Below are 17,894 nucleotides of genomic sequence, written 5' to 3' on the forward strand. Positions count from 1 at the left end.
TGCGCATGCTGCACCCAATAGGAGCGCTGATAGGGATGGAGCGCGAGCGCGGCGGCATAACGCTCCTCCGCCGCGGCCCAGTCGCGCGCGTCGCGGCGCCAGTCGCCCTCGCGCACGAGCAGCCGGAAACGGTCGTCGGCGAGCGCGCGATGCTGCTCGACCTCGATCAGCGCGGTGCGGTCGACCGCCGCGGCGCGATCGATCGCCGGCGCGGCGACGAGGCCGATCGCCTCGCGGAACCGGTCGTACGCCTCGTCGAAATCGTCGAACAGCGCGAGCCGGCCGCCGTGCAGCAGCGCGAAGCGGTTGCAATGGTCGCGCAGATAGCCGGGATCGTGGCTGATCAGCACCATCGCGCGATCGCCGCGCTTGCCGAACAATTCGTGGTTGCAGCGATCGTGGAAGCGCGCGTCGCCGACCGCGCCGATCTCGTCGATCAGGAAACAGTCGAATTCGATGATCATCGAGATGGCGAAAGCGAGCCGCGCCCGCATACCCGAGGAATAGCTGCGCACCGGTTCGTGCAGATAGGCGCCGAGTTCGGAAAAGTCGGCGACGAAGGCGAGATTGCGCTGGAAATCCTGCGCGTAGATGCGGCTGATGAAGCGGATGTTGTCGATCCCCGACAGCGTCGGCTGGAACGCCCCGCCGAAGGCGAGCGGCCACGACACCGACATGCCGCGCTCGACGCGCCCCGAGGTCGGCCGCTCGGCGCCGCTGATGAGGCGGACCATCGTCGACTTGCCCGCACCGTTGCGCCCCAGCACGCCGAGCCGTTCGCCCATCGCCAGCTCGAAGCCGACGCCGTCGAGCACGACATTGTCGCCCGAGCGGGTGTGGTAGACCTTGCGGACGTCGGTCAGCCGGATCATTCGGGCACCACGCGACGCGCCACCCATTGCGTGGTGAACAGCGCGACGAAGGTCAGCACCAGGCAGAACGGCAGCACGTAGCCGAGGTCGTAATGGGCGTGGACGCGCGACCCGAAATAGCCCTCGCGGACGATCTCGGTGCCGTGCACCATCGGGATGTAGAGCACGTATTTCTGCGCCGCGGCGGGCAGGGCATCGACGAGGAACGCCGAACCCGACAACGGGAAGATCAGATATGAGGCGGGGTGCCAGAGCTTGTCGACCAGCTCGCTCTCGTGGCTGAGCGCACCCAGCGTGATCGCAAGCGCCGCGCCGAACCAGGCGATGAGCAGCCAGCCGCCGACCACCTCGAGGATGTTCTTGGGCGGATCGATCCAGCCGAGCACGATGAACAATACGCTCAAGCCGGCAAAGGACATCGACGCCCCGCCGAATTCGAGCGCGATGCGTGCGACATAGATGTCGAGCACGCGGATGTTGCGGTGGTAGAGCAGCGACAGGTTGCTCCACAGCGCGCCGATGCAGCGGCCCGGCATGTTGCGCCAGAGGAGCACGCTGGAATAGCCGGTCAGCGCGAAGGCGACGATCGGCAGGTTGCTGCCGTGATAGGCCTTGGCCGCGGTCCACAAGGCGGCGACGCCGAGCGTGAACAGCATCGGTTCGACGAACAGCCACAGGAAGCCGATATTGTGCCGGCCATAGCGGGTCAGCATCTCGCGCAGCAGCAGCGCGACGAGGACGCGGCCCTGGACCCGCAGGCTGTCGCGCAGCGGCGGACGGGCGAGTGGGGCGGCGGGGGTCATCCCTCGCGATGCTCGCGCACGCCGGCGAGCAGGATGGTGAGGATGCCCCAGGCGAGCAGGCCGAGCACCAGCACCGCCAGAATCCCGCCCAGCCGCCGCGGCCGGATCGGATAATCGGGCAGGCTGGGCGGCGCGATCCGCTCGACATAGGCGCGCTTGCGGCGGGCCTCGGCATGCGCGTCCTGCAACGAGATCAGCGTCGCGGCGAGCTGTTTGGCGGCCAGTTCGCTGTCGAGCTGCAGCACCTGGTAGCGGGCGGCCGCGGCGGACAGCGAATTGCGACCGCCGGCGACCCCCGAGCGGCGCTGCGCGATCTCCTTCTGCAATCCGTCGATCTGGGTGCGCAGATAGGGGATCTGCGGCGCGGCCGGGGTGAACGCCTCCATCTGCTGCAACTGGGTGCGGGCGGAGACGAGCTCGTCGTCGAGCTTGGCGATGCCCTGAAGCCGCGCCTCGGCCTCCTTCTCGGGATCGATGATGCCGGCGCGGTTGCGATAGGCGGCGAGCCGCACCGCGGCGGTGCGCGCGCGCTCCTGCGCGTCGCGCGCGTCGCTTTCGGCGACGGTCAGCGCGTCGGACCGCGCCCGGGTGGAGAGGCGGTTGACCAACGCTTCCGAGCGCTCGAGCAGGCGTTCGTTGATTGCCCGCGCCGCGACCGGATCGAAGGCGCTGACGCTGAGGTGGAGGACCTGCGTCGTGGTGTCGGGCTCGACCTCGACCTTGCCGAGATAATAATCGAAGAAGCGCTCGCGATTGGCGGGCAGCAGGCCGCCGAACCGGTCGAACAGGAACACCGACCCCGCGGTATAGGCGCGGGTCAGCAGACCGTCGCGATCGGCATCGGCCAGCGCGCCGCGCGATTCGAGATACTCCACCACCGCATTGCTTTCCTCGGTGGCGCCGCTGAGGCCGCTGCCGCTGAGCACCTGGCCGAGCGAGGTTACCGCCGCCTTGCTCGGGCTGCGCACGACGAAGCGCGCCTCCGAGACGAAGACGTCGCTGGCGAACAGCGCGAAGTACAGCGTCGCCAGGACCGTCGGCACCACCACCAGCGCGAGGAACAACGGCGACGGGCGCGTGAATGTGGACGACACTAGTTGGCGGTTCCCAGATTGATGTGACAGCCGGCGGGCACCGGACGGCCGGTCCCGGGGCGAAGGTCGGCGGCCGGGCGGGCGAGGGCCGTCATCCAGGGCGCGACCTGGTCGAAATGATCGTCCCAGCTCGGCGGGCAATAGCCGCGCAGCGCATCGATCCGGCGCTGTCGCTGCGCCGCGGCGCGATCGAAGGCGACGATCCGCGCCGCCCAGCCGGCGACGTCGTGCGGATCGAGCAGGCACGGAATGCCCTGGCCGACCTCGCGGAAACACGGCAGGTCGCTGGCGATCACCGGCACGCCCATCGCCAGCGCCTCGGCCATCGGCAGGCCGAACCCTTCCGCCAGCGAAGGCATCAGGACCGCACGCGCGCCGCGCATCAGCGAGGCGAGCGTGGCGTCGTCGCAATCCTCGACGATCTCGATCAGGCCGCCGGCCATCTGCGACGCGGCGAGGGCGTCGCGCAGCGCGGCGACCCCGGTGCCCCATCGCCCGACGATGACCAGCCGTGGCGGCATGCTGCCGGCGGTCGCGCGCATGCGGTCCCAGACCCTGCGCAGCAGATCGTGGTTCTTGCGGCTCTCGATCGTGCCGACGCACAGGAAATAATCACCGTCGGCCGGTGGCGGCGCATCGCAGGGCAGCGCGGCCCCCGCCAGCGGCGCGAGCGCGACGGGCGGGCAGGGGAGGCGCAGCCGCGCCGCATGCGCGTGCAGGTCGCGCGCCACCGCGGCGCTGCCGACGATGATCCCGGCGCCGTGGCGCAGCGCTGCGGCGACGCGGTCCGTATGCCGCCTGACCGCATGGGGGCGGCAGTGATCCGGGTGCAGGATCGGGATGAGGTCGTGGACGAGGTAGACGGCGCGCAGGCCGTGGCGCGCGATCCAGCGGACATGCGCCGGCAGGTCATAGTCGGTATGGGAGACGTTGAGGTAGAGGCCGCCCGGACGGGGCCGACGCGGCCGTGCCAGTGCCGCGGCGAGATGCAGCGCCAGCCGATGCCGGATGCCGCGACGACGATCGCCGGCCAGCAGCGCGAACAGCCGGCGCGACGCCGATCGGCCGAACACGCGGATGACGCCGCGATGCTGCACCACCGCGCGGGCCTGCGGCGCGAAATAGTGCAGATAGGCAAGGCAGATCCGGTCGATCCCGTTGGCCGGGCGCCCGGTCCAGCGCAGCGCCACCAGACGCGTCACGTCGAGCAGGACGAGCGCCTCGCCTGTCGCCGCGCTGGGGAAGCCTGGAGTGACCGCATTCATCCTGAGACAGACGGAGGCGCCACGTCCCGACCTTGGTGGCGTCGCGAATTTTTCCGGAGCGTGCCCGCCGCGCCGGTGACGCCCGATCTAGAAACGCGTGTCGAGGCCGATCCGGAAGGTGCGTGGCCGCAGCGGCGTGACCTGATCGCGGCCGGTGGCGAACGGCGTGCCGAGCGCGAAGCGGTTGCCGCGCGTGTCGAGCAGGTTGCTCACCCCCGCGGTCACGCCGAAGCGCGCGAAAGCCAGCCGCGCGGTGACCTCGGTATCGAGATAGCTGCCCTGCCGCTGGCCGAGCACCGGCCCGACGCCGAGCCGCGATGACCCGACGTAGCGCAGCCAGCCGTCGACCGTCAGCCCCGCCGCGCCGAGATCGTGATGGTAGGTGGCCCCGGCCCGCGCGGTCACCTTCGCGATATTGGGAATCTGTTCGAGCCGGGCGGAGGCCTGCGCGCGCGTGGCCGCCGCCCCCGGCGGCAGTTCCGGCGTCGCGATCAGCGCGAGCAGCCGGCTCGACGGCTCTTCGATGCGACCGTCGTTGTACGACACCGCGCCTTCGAGGCGCAGGCCGCCGACCGGGCGCAGCGTGCCGGTCGCCTCCACCGTCCACAACCGGCCGTTGCCGATATTGGCGGTACTCGGCAGTCCGAGGCCGTCGATGAAATCGGCCTGGATGTCGCGCCACGACGCCCGCGCGACCGTCACGCTGAGATCGGCGAGCGGCGAGCCATGGCGCACCCCGGCCTCGATCGTCGCCACCCGGTCGTTGCGGAACTGGCGCACATAGTCGCTTTCGATCGCCAGCCCGCCCGGACGGAATCCCTGCTGGTAGCGCAGGAACAGCTTGGTGCGCCGGGCGACGTCGACGAGCGCCGAGGCGCCCGGCAGGACGATCGTCTGCGACCGCTGCGCCGTCTCGCCGTCACGCGCCGTGGTGGCGACATCCTCGGGACTGCCGTCCAGCGTCGACCGCGTCGCGCGCAGGCCGCCGGTGAGCAGCAGGCCGGGCAGCGGACGGATGCTGCCCTCGCCATAAGCGGTCCATTCGCGCACGCTGTTGACGACGCCGGTGGTCGGCGCGGGCGCGTCGGGCGCGCCGAGCAGGCGGCGCAACCGGGTCTGATTGTGGACGTAGCTGATGCCGGCGAGCCAGCCCGATCCGTCCGGGGCGCTCTGCCAGGCGCGGGTCTCGTTCGCCTGCATCCGCGTCCGATTGGCCTGGACGAACAGGCGGGGCGGGCCGCCGGGCGGCGTCGCGTCATAGCGTTCGAGCAGGTCGTGTGCGGTGAGGCCGCTGGTCGAGCGGAACCGGACCGTGCCGATCTGACCGGCGATCACCGCCTGTGCCTGACCGTAATTGGCGCGGAAGCCCTCGGTGACCGGGGCGAGGCGGGTCAGCGGCGCGCCGTCGCGATCGGCATATTGGCTGTCCGCACCGTGGATCCGCTGGCCGATGCCGATCAGCTCGGCGCTCCAGCCGGACCCGATCTCGAGGTGCGCGGTCGCCCGCCCGCCCTCGATGCGGGTGCGATTGACGTCGGCGCGGCCGAGCAGCGGCTTGTCGATATAGCCGCCCTCGATCGCGTCGGTGGCGACGAGGCGCACGCCCAGCCGGTCGGTGACGACGGGCACGTTCAGCACCGCCTGCGCGTCCAGCCCCGGACCGCCATGCATCGTCGCCGACGTGCCGACCACCACCGATCCCACGGCACGGTCCAGCGCGACCGGATTGGGCACCAGCCGGATCAGCCCGCCGAGCGATCCGGCGCCGTAGAGCGTGCCCTGCGGGCCTTCCAATACCTCCACCGCCGCGAGATCGGCGAGGCGCAGGTCGGGATCGGGTGCGTTGTAGCTGAGACGCAGGTCGCCGTAATATTGGCCGACCGTCGCCTGGGTCGGACCGGTGAAGCTCGAATCGGCGATGCCGCGGATGAACAGCTTGTTCCGGCCGGCGCCGAGATAGGTCGAGGTCACGCTGGTCAGCCGCTGGACGAGGCGATCCGTGCCGCCGGCACCGCCGCGCTCCAGCTCGCCGCCCGGGATGCTCGAGACCTGGCCAGCGAAATTGTCCTGGGTCGTATCGCGCTTGCTGGCGGTGACGACGATGTCGCCGTCGGGCTGCGGCGCGGGGGGTGGCGGCGACGGGGGCTTCGGGCGGGGCAGCGGACGGGGTGCGGCGGGCGGCGCGGGGCGCAGCCGCCAGCTCTGCGCGCCGATCGGCTCGACCTGCGCATGCGCGCGCGCGGCGATCGCGGCGAGCGCCGCCTTGGCCGACAACCGTCCGCGCAATGCGGGGACCGCGCGCGACCAGAGCGATGCGTCGGGCACGACGATGCTGATCCGGGCCTGACGGCCGAGCGCGGTCACCTGTTGCCCGACGGTGCCGCCGGGCAGGTTGATCGACAGGGTCTCGGCGCGAACCGCGGGCGAGACGAGGAGCAGCGCGCAGGCGGCGATGCCGCTCGTCCCGCGCCTCACCGAGGCAGATCCAGCGTCCAACCGTCGCCGTTACGCCGCACGCTGACGTCCAGAAGCGCCGCGAGCAGCGTCGGGTCGTTGCGGAACGCGTGCGTCTCCAGCGTGCCGTTGAAGATCCGGGTGGCGACCGCCGGCGCGGCGGTGATGCGCCAGCCGAGCTGCCGCGACAGGTCTTCGGCGACCTCCGCCATCGTCGCGCCGTCATAGGCGAGGCGGCCGTCGCGCCAGGCGCCGACATCGGCGACGTCCGTCCGCGTCCGCCGCAACGTGTCGCCATCGGCGACGACCCCCTGACCGGGGTCGAGGCGGAGCGCAGCGCCTTTGGGGTCGACCATCACCGCGCCTTCGCCGACCGCGACCTGCTTGCGCGCGCCCAGCACCCGCACGTCGAACACGGTGCCGAGATCGGTCAGCGCAAGGCCACCGACATCGACGTGGAACGGCGCGCCGGCGTCGTGGCGCACCCGGAACAGCGCCTCGCCCGCCTCGACGGTGGCGCGACGCGGCCGGGCCCGATCGAGCCGGACGCGCGACCCGCCGGCCAGTTCGATGCTGCTGCCTTCGGCAAGCGCGATGCTGCGCCGTTCACCCGCCATGGTGGCGATCGTATAGGATCGATCCTGTTCGCGCCAAAAACCGAAACCGAACAATCCGACCAGCACGACGGCGACGGCGAGCCAGATGCCGCGTGCCGGCCGCTGCACAGGCTCGGCAATGACCGGCTCGGGATCATTCGCGGCGGGTGGCGGCGTCGGGACGGTCCGCGCGACGCTTTCGGTCGCGGCGGCCAGAGCGGCGACCGCGCGATCGTACAGCTCCGCATGCCCCGCGTCCGCTTCGAGCCAGTGCGTGAAGGCGTCCCAATCGGCATCGGGCTCGGCCATCCGCAGCGCCCAGTCCAAGGCGACGCCGTCGACGGCATGTCCTGCGGCGCCCGGTCCGAACGCGCTCATCGTATCTCACCCTTCAGCTTGACCAAGGCCCTGGTCACGTCGCGCAAATCGCTCTCCACCGTACTCAGGCTGATGCCGAGCTCCGCAGCGATCACCCGTTGCGGCACCCCCTCGACGCGCGCCCGATGGAAGATCGTCGTCTTGCGATCGCCGAGGCTGCGCAGGAGCTGCGTGACCTTCGCCGCCTCCTGCCGCGCGCCGACCTCGCGTTCCGGGGTCGGGGCGGTCGCGGGATGATCCTGCTGTCCGTCGTGCCACGCCTGGTCGCGCCGTTCCGCCTGCCGCAGCGAGCGATAGCGGTCGATCATCAGCAGATCGGCGGCCCGATAGAGGTAGGCGACGGGATTGGCGATCGGTCCGTCGCTGCGCCCCGCCACCTTGAGCCAGAGGTCATGGACGAGATCCTCGGCAGCCTCGCCCGCACCACGTGCCCGGAGGAAACGAAGCAGCTTGTCACGATTGTCCAGATAGACTGCTTCAAGGCCGTTCGGCGGCATGGTGTGACGGGTCGTCCGCGTTGGAAGATGCCGCTGTCTAATCGGAGAGGCCTGGCAGGAGAAGCCATGTTTGCCGTGGTCCGCTCCGGTACGCGGGGGAGAGACGTCATCGGCGGTGTCGTCCAGCGGGGGAACGCACCTGTCCGCCGCGCAAGCCGCGATCGGCCGCGCCTCGTCCCATTCATCCGTCCTGTCTTGCAGACCCTCGTCGAGGCGCATTGTCGGTCTTTCCCGGTCTTTAGCAACCGAGACGGAGTCGGACGGGCAAACCCTTGGAGCCGCCGGCCTTGCCCCCTCGCAGAAGGCTGCGGTCAGGTCCCGGACGCGACGCGTGGTCCGCAATAGATGATCGCGGCGCCGGCAAGGCACACGCACGCCCCCAGGACGTCCCAGCGATCCGGCTTCGTGCCTTCGGCGAGCCACAGCCAGACGACCGCCGATGCGATGTAGACGCCGCCATAAGGCAGCATAGGCGCGCCCCGCCTGCGCCATGGCTGGCAGCGTGAGCAGAGAGGCGAACAGGCATAGTGACAGCAGGCCCGGGACGACCCACCACATCGATCTGCCGAGGCGCAACCAGGCCCAGAAGGCGAAGCATCCGGCGATTTCGGCCAGCGCTGCCGCAAGGAATGCAAAGGCCGTCATCGTTGCGTTCGCGCTCATGGCAAAGGCCTCCGGTGGCCTATGCGGGGCCGCGCCGCCCGAACCGCCGCCCGATCTGCGACAGCCGGTCGACCACCATGCTCTCCGGCCCCTCGGGACGGCCGACCGCCGCCCAGGAGCCGAGCAGGATCGCGCCGTAGACCGATGCGCCGAGCACGACGGTGCCGATCACCGCGACCAGCGACAGCGACTGGCGCATCGCATCGGGGAGCAGCAGGATCGCTGCGGCCATGCCGGCGGTGGCGAGCGCGATCCGCCACGGCGCGAGCACTTGCGCGACGATGCCGAGGCCGACGAGCTTGCGGACATAGCCCATCGTCACCAGCATCATCGTCGCATTGGTGAGGACCCGGCCGATCACCGCGCCCATAACGCCATAATACCAGATCAGCGCCACCAGCACCGGCAGCTTGATGACGATCTCGACGAGGCGCTGGCGCAGGAAGATCGAGGTGCGGCCCATCGCCATCGCCATCGGATCGAGCGGCGAGACCCAGACGACGAACACCGGCGCGAGCGCGAGCCAGCGCAGCATCGGGATCGACGAGATCCAGTTGCCGCCGAGCACCACCGGCACGACCTGATCGGCGACGAGGCTGAGCCCGATCATGCCCGGCGCGGCGATGGTCAGCAGCGTCTGCGAGATGCGCAGATAGGCGCGCGCCATCCGCTCGCGCGAATCCTTGAGCGTCACGAAGCCGGCCATCAGCGGCCGCATCGCCGGCGTCACCAATACCTGTTCGGGCACCGACGACAGATCCGCCGCCATCGAGAAATGGCCGAGGTCGCCTTTGCTGATGAAGCGACCGAGGATCAGCTTGTCCGACTGCCAGCTCAGCGCGGCGAGCGCCTGCGCGAGGCTCGCCCAGCCGAGGAAGCCGGCGAAGCTGCGCCATTGTGACAGGCCGAGCCGCGGCCGGAACGGCGCAAAGCAATAGGATTGCACCATGCTGGCGAGCGGCGTGACGACGGTGCCCGCGGCGATCGCCCAGTAACTGTGGGTGGTGATCGCGAGCACGACCGCGACCGAGAAGCCGAACACCTTGCTGACGATCTCGATCACGAGATCGCGGCGGAAGTCGATGCGGCGGGCATATTGCACCATCGCCGGGCTCTGCAGCCCGCGCGCGATCGGCGACAGCGCGAGGAACAGGATCAGCGGCACCAGTCGCGGATCGGCATAGGCCCAGGAGAAGGGAAAGGCGGCGCCGGCGATGACGATGGCGAGGATCGCGCCGCGGATCACGCCGATGGTGAAGGCGGTGTCGAGATGGCTGCGGCCGATCTGGTCGAGCCGGACCAGCGACTGGACGATCGGCAGTTCGGACACCGCCTCGACGATGAAGATCAGCGTCATCGCCACCGAGATCAGGCCGAAATCCTGCGGCGACAGCGTCCGCGCGAGCACGATCAGCGTGGTGAAGTCGATGCCGCGCGCCATCAGCCGCGAGGCCATCAGCCACGCCACGCTGCCCGCCGTCCGGCTGCCAACCCCCGGCCCACGCTCTGGTCCGGCCCCTGGACCGCCCCCTGACTTGTCCGTCATCGCCGCAATGCCACCCTTATCATCCAGTGCCGGCCCGCTCCCCGCAGCCCCGGCGGCCGCCCGGCGATCGGGGCGGCGCACGTCGGCGCGTCCTACTCAATCGCGTGGCGTGAAAAAAGTCCTGTGCAGGAAGCGCTTGAGCAGCACCGCCTGCCAGCGGTGCTCGGCCGCCTCCTTGGCCGCCTTGGCCATCCGTCGCGCCCGCATCCGCACCGACGTGGTGAGATATTTAGGGTCGATGTTCCGGCTAGAATCGATCCGGAGATATTTGGCGAAATACGGATAGTCCTTGAGGAAATCGACATAGACCTGGCGGTGGCTCGGGTCCCACGGTCCGTTGGTGGTGTTCCACGGTTTGACCGGGCCGGTGAAATGGACGATCCGCGGCCCGAGCGAGCGATCGAGATCGGCGAGCCGGAACCAGGTCGAATAATTGTAGCGCGGATGCATCATCTCGCGCTGCGACCCGACCACCGCGTTGAGCGCGCTCTGGTCGTGATGCTTGCAGCGTTCGGGGTTCTCGGCGAGGAAGCGCAGCGCCTGCGTCGTGAACGTCCGCCACGCCTCGCGCTGTGCCATCATCACGCCGGCGTTGAAATAATCCGCGACCCGGTCGATGCCGATACCCTTCAGATAGGATTGCGGATTGGCGTAGCGGCCGCCGTTGTCGAGCCGGTCGGCCCCCGCCAGCAACGTGCCCGGCGGGCAGTCGTGCGCGATCAGCGGCGCGACCGGGCCGACGATCTGGACGTCGCCGTCGATATAGATGACCGTCTCATATTGCGCCGGGATCTCCGCCTCGACCGCGAGCCGGCCCAGGGTCGAGCTCGGGCAGTGCAGGTCGGGCAGGCGGTCGACGCTGTCGGGGATGAAGCGACGGCTGTCGAGGAAGCGGAAGTTGAACCGCGCCCCGCCGAGCGCCGCCTGGATCGCCGCCTGTTCCTCGTCGGGGATGTCGATCAGATAGATGATGATGTCGGCGATCGCGACGACATCGGGCTGCGCGGCGAGCTGCGAGGCGGCGATCATCGCTTGGCCGACATAGCCGCGGTCGCTCACGAAGGTGATGACCCGGGTGATCCCCGGCCTGTCACACTCGGGTGTCCCCAGGGTTAGCTTGTTCACCGGTACACTCCTGACTGGCGCATCGGGCCGGCGCCGGGCCGACCTCACGTCGCGACCAGCATGGCACGACGGGCATCCCGCGGCGCGCCGCGTTCATGTCCCCCTATGGTCGACGCAGGTCAATAATTAGTAAGCGCCCGTTTTGGCACGGGTTCGGCCCACGAGGATAGCCTTGGGCGACAGGCGATGCTACGGTTTTGTTGCCTGCTATCAGGTCGACGGACGGTGCGCGTCCATCGTGCGACGGCGTCGCCTTCTTCGGGAAGGGTGCGGTCAGGCGATGGTCCCGCGCCCCGATAAGGGTCTGCAATGGTCGTTCTAGCAATCTTCTGGCTGTTGTTCTTCGCCGCGGCGGTGTCGGGTATCCGCTGGACGCTGTATCTGTTCTTCGCCAGCCTCGCTTTCGGCTCGCTCGCCATCCTGCCCGTCAACCTGACCGGCGGTACCACCTTTCTGCCGCACACCGCCTGTTCGGCGTTGCTCTGCATCCGCTCGTTCATCGCCTGCCGCAAACCGCACCTGCTGATCGACGGGCTGCTCGACTATAACAAGCTCGGCCTGCTCACCGCCTTCATCGTCTACGGGCTGATGGTCACCTATACCGCGCCGTTCCTGTTCCACGGTGCGCCGATCATGGGGCTCAACAACATCACGCGCAGCCCGCTGGGCTTCGGCTCGGGCAACATCACCCAGCCGCTCTACCTGCTCGCCGCCTTCGCGATCACCATCTCTATCTACCAGCTGCTGCTGCAGACCGACACGCGGCGCATGGTCTATCAGGCGATCTTCGTCGGTGGCGCGATGGCGCTCATCGCCGGGATGATCGACATGGCGACCGCGGGTTCGGGCATGCTCGCGCCGCTGCGCACCGCGACCTATGTCATCATGGATGGCGACGACGTCGGCGGCATGCGCCGCGTCATCGGCTTCAACACCGAAGCCTCGGCCTATGGCGCGCTGGTGCTGTCGTTCGGTGCCATCATCTACTTCACGCGGATCGGCGAGGCGCTGGGCGGCATCTATGCCAAGATCCAGACGCCGATGGCGCTCGCGTTGATCGCGTTCACCGTGCTGTCGACCTCGTCTGCCGCCTTCCTGGGACTGGGTATCCTCGGCGTCTTCGCGGTCGTCGCCAACGTCATGGCATTGCGCCATCCCGCCGACGAGAAGCGGGCATTGATCCAGCTGCTCGTCATCGGCGCCGCGGGGCTGATCGTCGCGGCGCTGGTGGTGGCGACGCCGAGCATGTTCAACGGCGCGGTCGAACTCGTCGACAGCCTGATCTTCAAGAAGACGTCGAGTAGCTCCTATTCGGAGCGCAGCAGCTGGAACCTCGTCAGCCTCGAAGGCCTGGTCGCCACCGGCGGCTATGGCGTCGGCGTCGGATCGACCCGCGCATCGAGCTGGCCGGTCGCCGTGCTGAGCAGCACCGGCGTCATCGGCGGCCTGCTGATGGCGCTGTTCTTCCTGCGGCTGCTGACGCTGAGCCTGCGCAATGCCAGCGACGAGATCCGCCGGGTAGTGATCGGTGCGCGCTACAGCCTCGCGGTCTGTCTCGTCCCCAGCGCGGTGGCGGGCACGCTGGTCGATTTCGGCGCGTTCAACGCGACGCTGTTCGCGATCACCACCGCGCTGCCGACGCTGATCCCGGTGGCGACGCGCCGGCGACGCGTGCCGCGGGCGCCGCGCGTGCAGGCCAATGCCGTGGCGCAGCGTTGAGGCCGGGCCGAGATACGGGTGGCGGCACCGCGCCGGGTGGCGCCGGTGTACATACCTGTTATCAACACCCGATCGTTAATCCTGTCCTGATCCGGGGTAATCCACCTTTGATCTCACGGCCGTAGCACAGGAAGATCCAACGCATGAGCAGGCGCATTCTGGTAACCGGCGGGGCGGGATATATCGGTAGCCATACCTGCAAGGTGCTCGCGGCCGAGGGGTTCCTGCCCGTCACCTACGACAATCTCAGCCTGGGCGATCCGGCGCGCGTGCGCTGGGGACCGTTGGTCGAGGGCGACGTCCGCGATGCCGCTGCGGTCGCCCGCGCGATCGCCGATCACGGCGCCGAGGGCGTGATTCATTTCGCCGCGGACGCCTATGTCGGCGAATCCGTCGCCGACCCTGCGCGCTATTACGACAATAACGTCGGCGGCATGATCGGCCTGCTCGCCGGCATGCGCACGGCAGGATGCGGCCGGATCGTCTTCTCGAGCACCTGCGCGGTCTATGGCGACCCGACGACGTTGCCGATCTCCGAGGACACGATGCCGGCACCGGTCAATCCTTATGGCCGGACCAAGCTCATCGGCGAAGGGATGCTCACCGATTATGCCGCCGCCTACGGGCTCGACTTCGTCGCGTTGCGCTATTTCAACGCGAGCGGCGCCGACCTCGACGGCGAGCTGGGCGAGGACCGCGAGTACGAACCGCATCTCATCCCGCGCGCGATCCTCCATTTGCTCGGCCATCTTCCCGATTTCCAGGTGTTCGGCAGCGACTTCCCGACCCCCGACGGCACCGCGATCCGCGACTATATCCATGTCGCCGACCTCGCCCGCGCGCACGTGCTGGCGGTGCAGCGGCTGCTCGCCGGCACCGGCGGCCGGCGCATCTTCAATCTCGGCTCGGGCGTCGGCCATTCGGTCGCCGAGGTGCTCGCCGCGATCGCCGCGGTGTCCGGCCGGCCGCTCGCCACCCCGACCGGCAACCGCCGCCCTGGCGACCCGCCGCAGCTCGTCGCCGACGTCGCGGTCGCGCGCGACGACCTCGGCTTCACCGCGCGCCATTCGGCCTTGCGCGACATCATCGTCTCGGCCTGGCAATGGCACGTAAAGACCCATCGCGAGGCCGTGTCATCCTGACGCCGGCCGCCTCCATCCGCTCCTCGGGGACCGATCATGCATCTTGAGAAACGCATCCTCATCACGGGCGGCGCCGGCTTCCTCGGCTCGCATCTGTGCGACATGATGCTCGCCCGCGGCCATCGCGTCCTGTGCGTCGACAATTTCTTCACCGGCACGCAGCGCAACGTCGACCATCTGCGCGACAATTCGCGCTTCGAGCTGATGCGCCACGACGTCAGCTTCCCGCTGTTCGTCGAGGTCGACGAGATCTACAATCTCGCCTGCCCGGCGAGCCCGATCCACTATCAGCGCGATCCGGTGCAGACCACCAAGGTCAGCGTCGTCGGCGCGATCAACATGCTCGGCCTCGCCAAGCGCACCAAGGCCAAGATCTTCCAGGCCTCGACCTCGGAAGTCTATGGCGACCCCAGCGTCCACCCGCAGACCGAGGATTATTGGGGCAACGTCAACCCGATCGGCATCCGCTCCTGCTACGACGAGGGCAAGCGCTGCGCCGAGACCTTGTTCTTCGACTATCGCCGCCAGCACGGCCTGGCGATCAAGGTCGCGCGGATCTTCAACACCTACGGGCCGCGCATGCACCCCAATGACGGGCGCGTCGTGTCGAGCTTCATCGTTCAGGCGTTGCGCGGGCAGGACATCACTATCTTCGGCTCGGGCGAGCAGACCCGGTCGTTCTGCTATGTCAGCGACCTGCTCGCCGGGTTCGTCTCGCTGATGGACACGCCGAACGACGTCACCGGCCCGATCAACATCGGCAATCCGGTCGAATTCACGATGCTGGAGCTGGCGACGCTGGTGATCGAGCTGACCGGCTCGCGCTCCAGGATCGTCCACATGCCGCTGCCCGCCGACGATCCGCGCCAGCGCCGCCCCGACATCACGCTGGCGCGCCAACAGCTCGACTGGGAGCCGAAGATCCAGTTGCGCGAGGGTCTCGAGAAGACGATCGCCTATTTCGACGCTCAGCTCGCCGGATACGCCCAGCACCAGCGGGCCGATCCATGATAGGACGAAATCACCGTCGCCGTGGTGGCGTGACGCTTGCAAATCCCGCGCCGGCCATGCCATGGATCATCGCTTAGCCAGGCGACTTGAAGGTGTTGGTAATCATAGCATTACTACAACATGCAAGTTGCCGCGATCCAGCGAGCTAAACGGTTAGGACCAAAACGGGCGTGCGCACGATAGACCAGTATGTATTGTGCCGGCCGCATGACGCGGGACTACATATCCGTCAGGAACGGGATCGCCGGCATGACTGAGGGGATGCCGTCGATCCGGGCCAGCGTCGTCGTCATCAACCACAATTACGGCGAATTCCTCGCCACCGCGATCGACAGCGCGCTGGCGCAGGATCATGCCGATGTCGAAGTGGTCGTGGTCGACGACGGCTCCACCGACCATTCGGCCGCGATCATCGCCGGTTATGGCGACCGCATCCGGGCGGTGATGAAGGCGCAGGGCGGCCATGTCGAGGCGGTCAACGCCGGCTACGCCGCCTCGTCTGGCGAGGTGGTGCTGTTCCTCGACGCCGACGACCTGATCCATCCCGACTGCCTGCGCCGCGCGCTGGCGATGCTCCAGCCGGGCGATTCCAAGGTGCAGTTCCGGCTGGCGACGCTGGACCGCACCGGCGCCGACCAGAACATGCCGTTCCCGCATTTCCCGCCCAATTTCTCCGCCGACGACGTGTTGCGCGGCGCGGCGCGCTCGGGCTGGTATCCCTGGACGGTGTCGACCGGCAACGTCTTCGTCCGCGGTTTCCTCGACCGGGTGATGCCGATCGATGCCAAGACGGTCTATCGGTCGCCGGACGGCTATCTCAGCAAGCTCGCGCCGCTCTACGGGCCGGTGCGCTCGCTGCGCGAAGTGCTCGGCGGCTATCGCGTCCACGGCCAGAACGCCTGGGCGAGTTCGCAGAAGACGTGGAGCGCGGATACCGCGCTGCGCTGGCTCGCGTTCGACCGGGTGCTCGAACGCGCCTTCGTCAGCGCGGCGCAGACGCAGGGCGTCGTGGTCCGCCAGCCGCTGCTGCGCTCGTTCCAGGCGCTCGAATATCGCATGCAGGCGCTGCGCTTCGCCGATCCGGACAAGCGCCCGCCCGACAGCCGCCAGACGGTGATGACCGACGCCGTCCACTGGCTGGTCGAGCTCCACCCGTTCGGCTGGCCGGGCAGCGTCGCGCGATTCGGCTGGCTGGCGTTCCTCGGCTATGCGCCGCGCCGGCTGGTCGAACGCCAGGTGCGCAAGGCGCGCACCCAGACCAACCGCTCGCTGTTCTGGCGCTCGATGCTGTCGCTGACCCGCAAGTTCGAATAGGGGCGGCGCCGGTCCGGTCCGCCCGGACCGGCGCCAGGCCGGCTCACCGCCCGATCGAGGTATAGGCGAAGCCGAGCGCGGCGATCTCGGCGGGGCGGTAGACGTTGCGCAGGTCGACCAGCACCGGGGCCGCCATCGTCCGCTTCAGCCGCTCGAAGTCGAGCGCGCGGAACGCATCCCATTCGGTGACGATCACCACCGCGTCGCTGCCCGTCGCGGCGTCATAGGCGTCGCTGCAATAGGTGATGTCGGGCAACGTCGCGCGTGCCGCGGCCATGCCTTCTGGATCATAGGCGCGTACCGTCACGCCGGCATCGTGCAGCGCCTGGACGATCGCGATCGACGGCGCATCGCGCATGTCGTCGGTGTTGGGCTTGAAGGTCAGGCCGAGCAGCGCGACCGTCTTGCCGCGCGGCGCATCGCCGAGCATCGCGATCACCTTGCGGCCCATCGCGCGCTTGCGGCTGTCGTTGACCTTGACCACCGCCTCGACGATCTGGATCGGGCTGTCGTGATCCTCGGCGGTCTTGAGCAGCGCGAGCGTGTCCTTGGGGAAGCACGAGCCGCCATAGCCGGGGCCGGCGTGCAGGAACTTCTTGCCGATGCGGTTGTCGAGGCCGATGCCGCGGCTGACGTCCTGGACGTCGGCGCCGACCGCCTCGCACAGATTGGCGATCTCGTTGATGAAGGTGATCTTGGTCGCGAGGAAGGCGTTCGCCGCATATTTGATCAGCTCGGACGTGCGCCGGCCGGTGAACAGGATCGGGCTCTCGTTGAGGTAGAGCGGGCGGTAGACCTCGCGCATCACCTTGCGCGCGAGCTCGTCGTCGGTGCCGATGACGATCCGGTCGGGGCGGGTGAAATCACCGATCGCGGCGCCCTCGCGCAGGAATTCGGGGTTGGAGACGACCGCCACCGCGACGTCGGGGCGCTTCTCGCGCAGGATCGCCTCGACCTTGTCGCCGGTGCCGACGGGCACGGTCGATTTGGTCACGACGACGGTCGGGCCGGTCACCGCTGCGGCGATCTCCTCGGTCGCGGCGAAGACGTAGCTGAGGTCGGCATGGCCGTCGCCGTGTCGCGCGGGTGTGCCGACCGCGATGAAGATCGCATCGGCGCCCGCCACCGCCGCGGCGAGATCGGTGGTGAAGCGCAACCGGCCGGCCGCGACGTTGGCGGCGACCAGCGCGTCCAGTCCGGGCTCGAAGATCGGCATCCGCCCCGCCTCGAGCGCGGCGATCTTGTCGGCCGCCTTGTCGACGCAGATCACATCATGACCGAAGTTGGACAGGCAGGCACCCGAGACGAGGCCGACATAGCCCGAGCCGATCATGGTAATACGCATAGAGCCTCATCGTCTGGGGGACCGCCGCAGCAACGATGCGGCGTGCAACGATCTCTAACAAAAGGGGAAA

Annotated in this window: 13 protein-coding genes and 2 pseudogenes; 4 read left to right on the forward strand and 11 right to left on the reverse strand. The window is 68.9% G+C overall.

The features are described 5' to 3' along the window. Window positions 1-230 precede the first annotated feature (230 nt). The 10 genes and pseudogenes from MC45_RS19660 to MC45_RS17860 all read right to left on the reverse strand — a co-directional run. A pseudogene (locus tag MC45_RS19660) lies at window positions 231-872 on the reverse strand (ABC transporter ATP-binding protein); the annotation flags it as partial. Further along, complete coding sequence (locus MC45_RS17820) at window positions 869-1,675, reverse strand: ABC transporter permease (RefSeq protein ID WP_041394057.1); 807 nt, start codon at window positions 1,673-1,675, stop codon at window positions 869-871. The pseudogene MC45_RS19660 and the gene MC45_RS17820, both read right to left, overlap by 4 nt. Further along, a complete protein-coding gene (locus MC45_RS17825; protein WP_041394059.1) occupies window positions 1,672-2,769 on the reverse strand; it encodes a KpsE/RkpR family capsule polysaccharide export protein in 1,098 nt (365 codons plus the stop codon). The genes MC45_RS17820 and MC45_RS17825 overlap by 4 nt, the downstream gene beginning before the upstream one ends. After that, window positions 2,769-4,034, reverse strand: a complete 1,266-nt coding sequence (locus MC45_RS17830) for a glycosyltransferase family 4 protein (protein ID WP_052075855.1) — start codon at window positions 4,032-4,034, stop codon at window positions 2,769-2,771. Before MC45_RS17830 ends, MC45_RS17825 begins: the two co-directional genes overlap by 1 nt. A gap of 87 nt (window positions 4,035-4,121) precedes the next feature. After that, window positions 4,122-6,509 (reverse strand): TonB-dependent receptor, encoded by a 2,388-nt coding sequence (locus MC45_RS17835; protein ID WP_041394060.1) that lies wholly within the window; start codon window positions 6,507-6,509, stop codon window positions 4,122-4,124. Further along, window positions 6,506-7,462, reverse strand: coding sequence for a FecR family protein (locus MC45_RS17840; RefSeq protein ID WP_052075856.1), 957 nt, complete (start codon window positions 7,460-7,462; stop codon window positions 6,506-6,508). Before MC45_RS17840 ends, MC45_RS17835 begins: the two co-directional genes overlap by 4 nt. Beyond that, on the reverse strand, window positions 7,459-7,959 hold the full coding sequence (locus tag MC45_RS17845; RefSeq protein ID WP_041394062.1) for an RNA polymerase sigma factor: 501 nt from the start codon (window positions 7,957-7,959) through the stop codon (window positions 7,459-7,461). The genes MC45_RS17840 and MC45_RS17845 overlap by 4 nt, the downstream gene beginning before the upstream one ends. 311 nt (window positions 7,960-8,270) lie before the next feature. Next, a pseudogene (locus MC45_RS17850) lies at window positions 8,271-8,604 on the reverse strand (YnfA family protein). A gap of 37 nt (window positions 8,605-8,641) precedes the next feature. Beyond that, window positions 8,642-10,090: a lipopolysaccharide biosynthesis protein gene (locus MC45_RS17855; protein WP_137899946.1), complete on the reverse strand. Its 1,449-nt coding sequence runs from the start codon at window positions 10,088-10,090 to the stop codon at window positions 8,642-8,644. 174 nt (window positions 10,091-10,264) lie between these two features. After that, the gene (locus MC45_RS17860; RefSeq protein ID WP_156143932.1) at window positions 10,265-11,293 is read right to left on the reverse strand and encodes a glycosyltransferase family 8 protein; all 1,029 of its coding nucleotides are present in this window, start codon (window positions 11,291-11,293) and stop codon (window positions 10,265-10,267) included. Between the two features lie 309 nt (window positions 11,294-11,602). Here MC45_RS17860 and MC45_RS17865 point away from each other — a divergent pair, with 309 nt between their 5' ends. The 4 genes from MC45_RS17865 to MC45_RS17880 all read left to right on the forward strand — a co-directional run bounded on the left by MC45_RS17865 (window position 11,603) and on the right by MC45_RS17880 (window position 16,479). Next, the gene (locus tag MC45_RS17865) at window positions 11,603-13,012 is read left to right on the forward strand and encodes a hypothetical protein (protein WP_052075858.1); all 1,410 of its coding nucleotides are present in this window, start codon (window positions 11,603-11,605) and stop codon (window positions 13,010-13,012) included. A gap of 143 nt (window positions 13,013-13,155) precedes the next feature. Continuing rightward, on the forward strand, window positions 13,156-14,154 hold the full coding sequence (gene galE, locus MC45_RS17870; protein ID WP_041394065.1) for a UDP-glucose 4-epimerase GalE: 999 nt from the start codon (window positions 13,156-13,158) through the stop codon (window positions 14,152-14,154). Window positions 14,155-14,190: 36 nt separating this feature from the next. After that, entirely contained in the window at window positions 14,191-15,165 is a 975-nt protein-coding gene (locus MC45_RS17875) for a UDP-glucuronic acid decarboxylase family protein (RefSeq protein ID WP_041394067.1), read from the forward strand. Between the two features lie 249 nt (window positions 15,166-15,414). Next, window positions 15,415-16,479, forward strand: coding sequence for a glycosyltransferase family 2 protein (locus MC45_RS17880; RefSeq protein ID WP_041394069.1), 1,065 nt, complete (start codon window positions 15,415-15,417; stop codon window positions 16,477-16,479). Between the two features lie 43 nt (window positions 16,480-16,522). Here MC45_RS17880 and MC45_RS17885 read toward each other — a convergent pair whose 3' ends face one another. Then, window positions 16,523-17,824 (reverse strand): UDP-glucose dehydrogenase family protein, encoded by a 1,302-nt coding sequence (locus MC45_RS17885; RefSeq protein ID WP_041394070.1) that lies wholly within the window; start codon window positions 17,822-17,824, stop codon window positions 16,523-16,525. Between the last annotated feature and the right edge of the window lie 70 nt (window positions 17,825-17,894).

Source organism: Sphingomonas taxi (genome assembly GCF_000764535.1).
GTDB lineage: Bacteria > Pseudomonadota > Alphaproteobacteria > Sphingomonadales > Sphingomonadaceae > Sphingomonas > Sphingomonas taxi.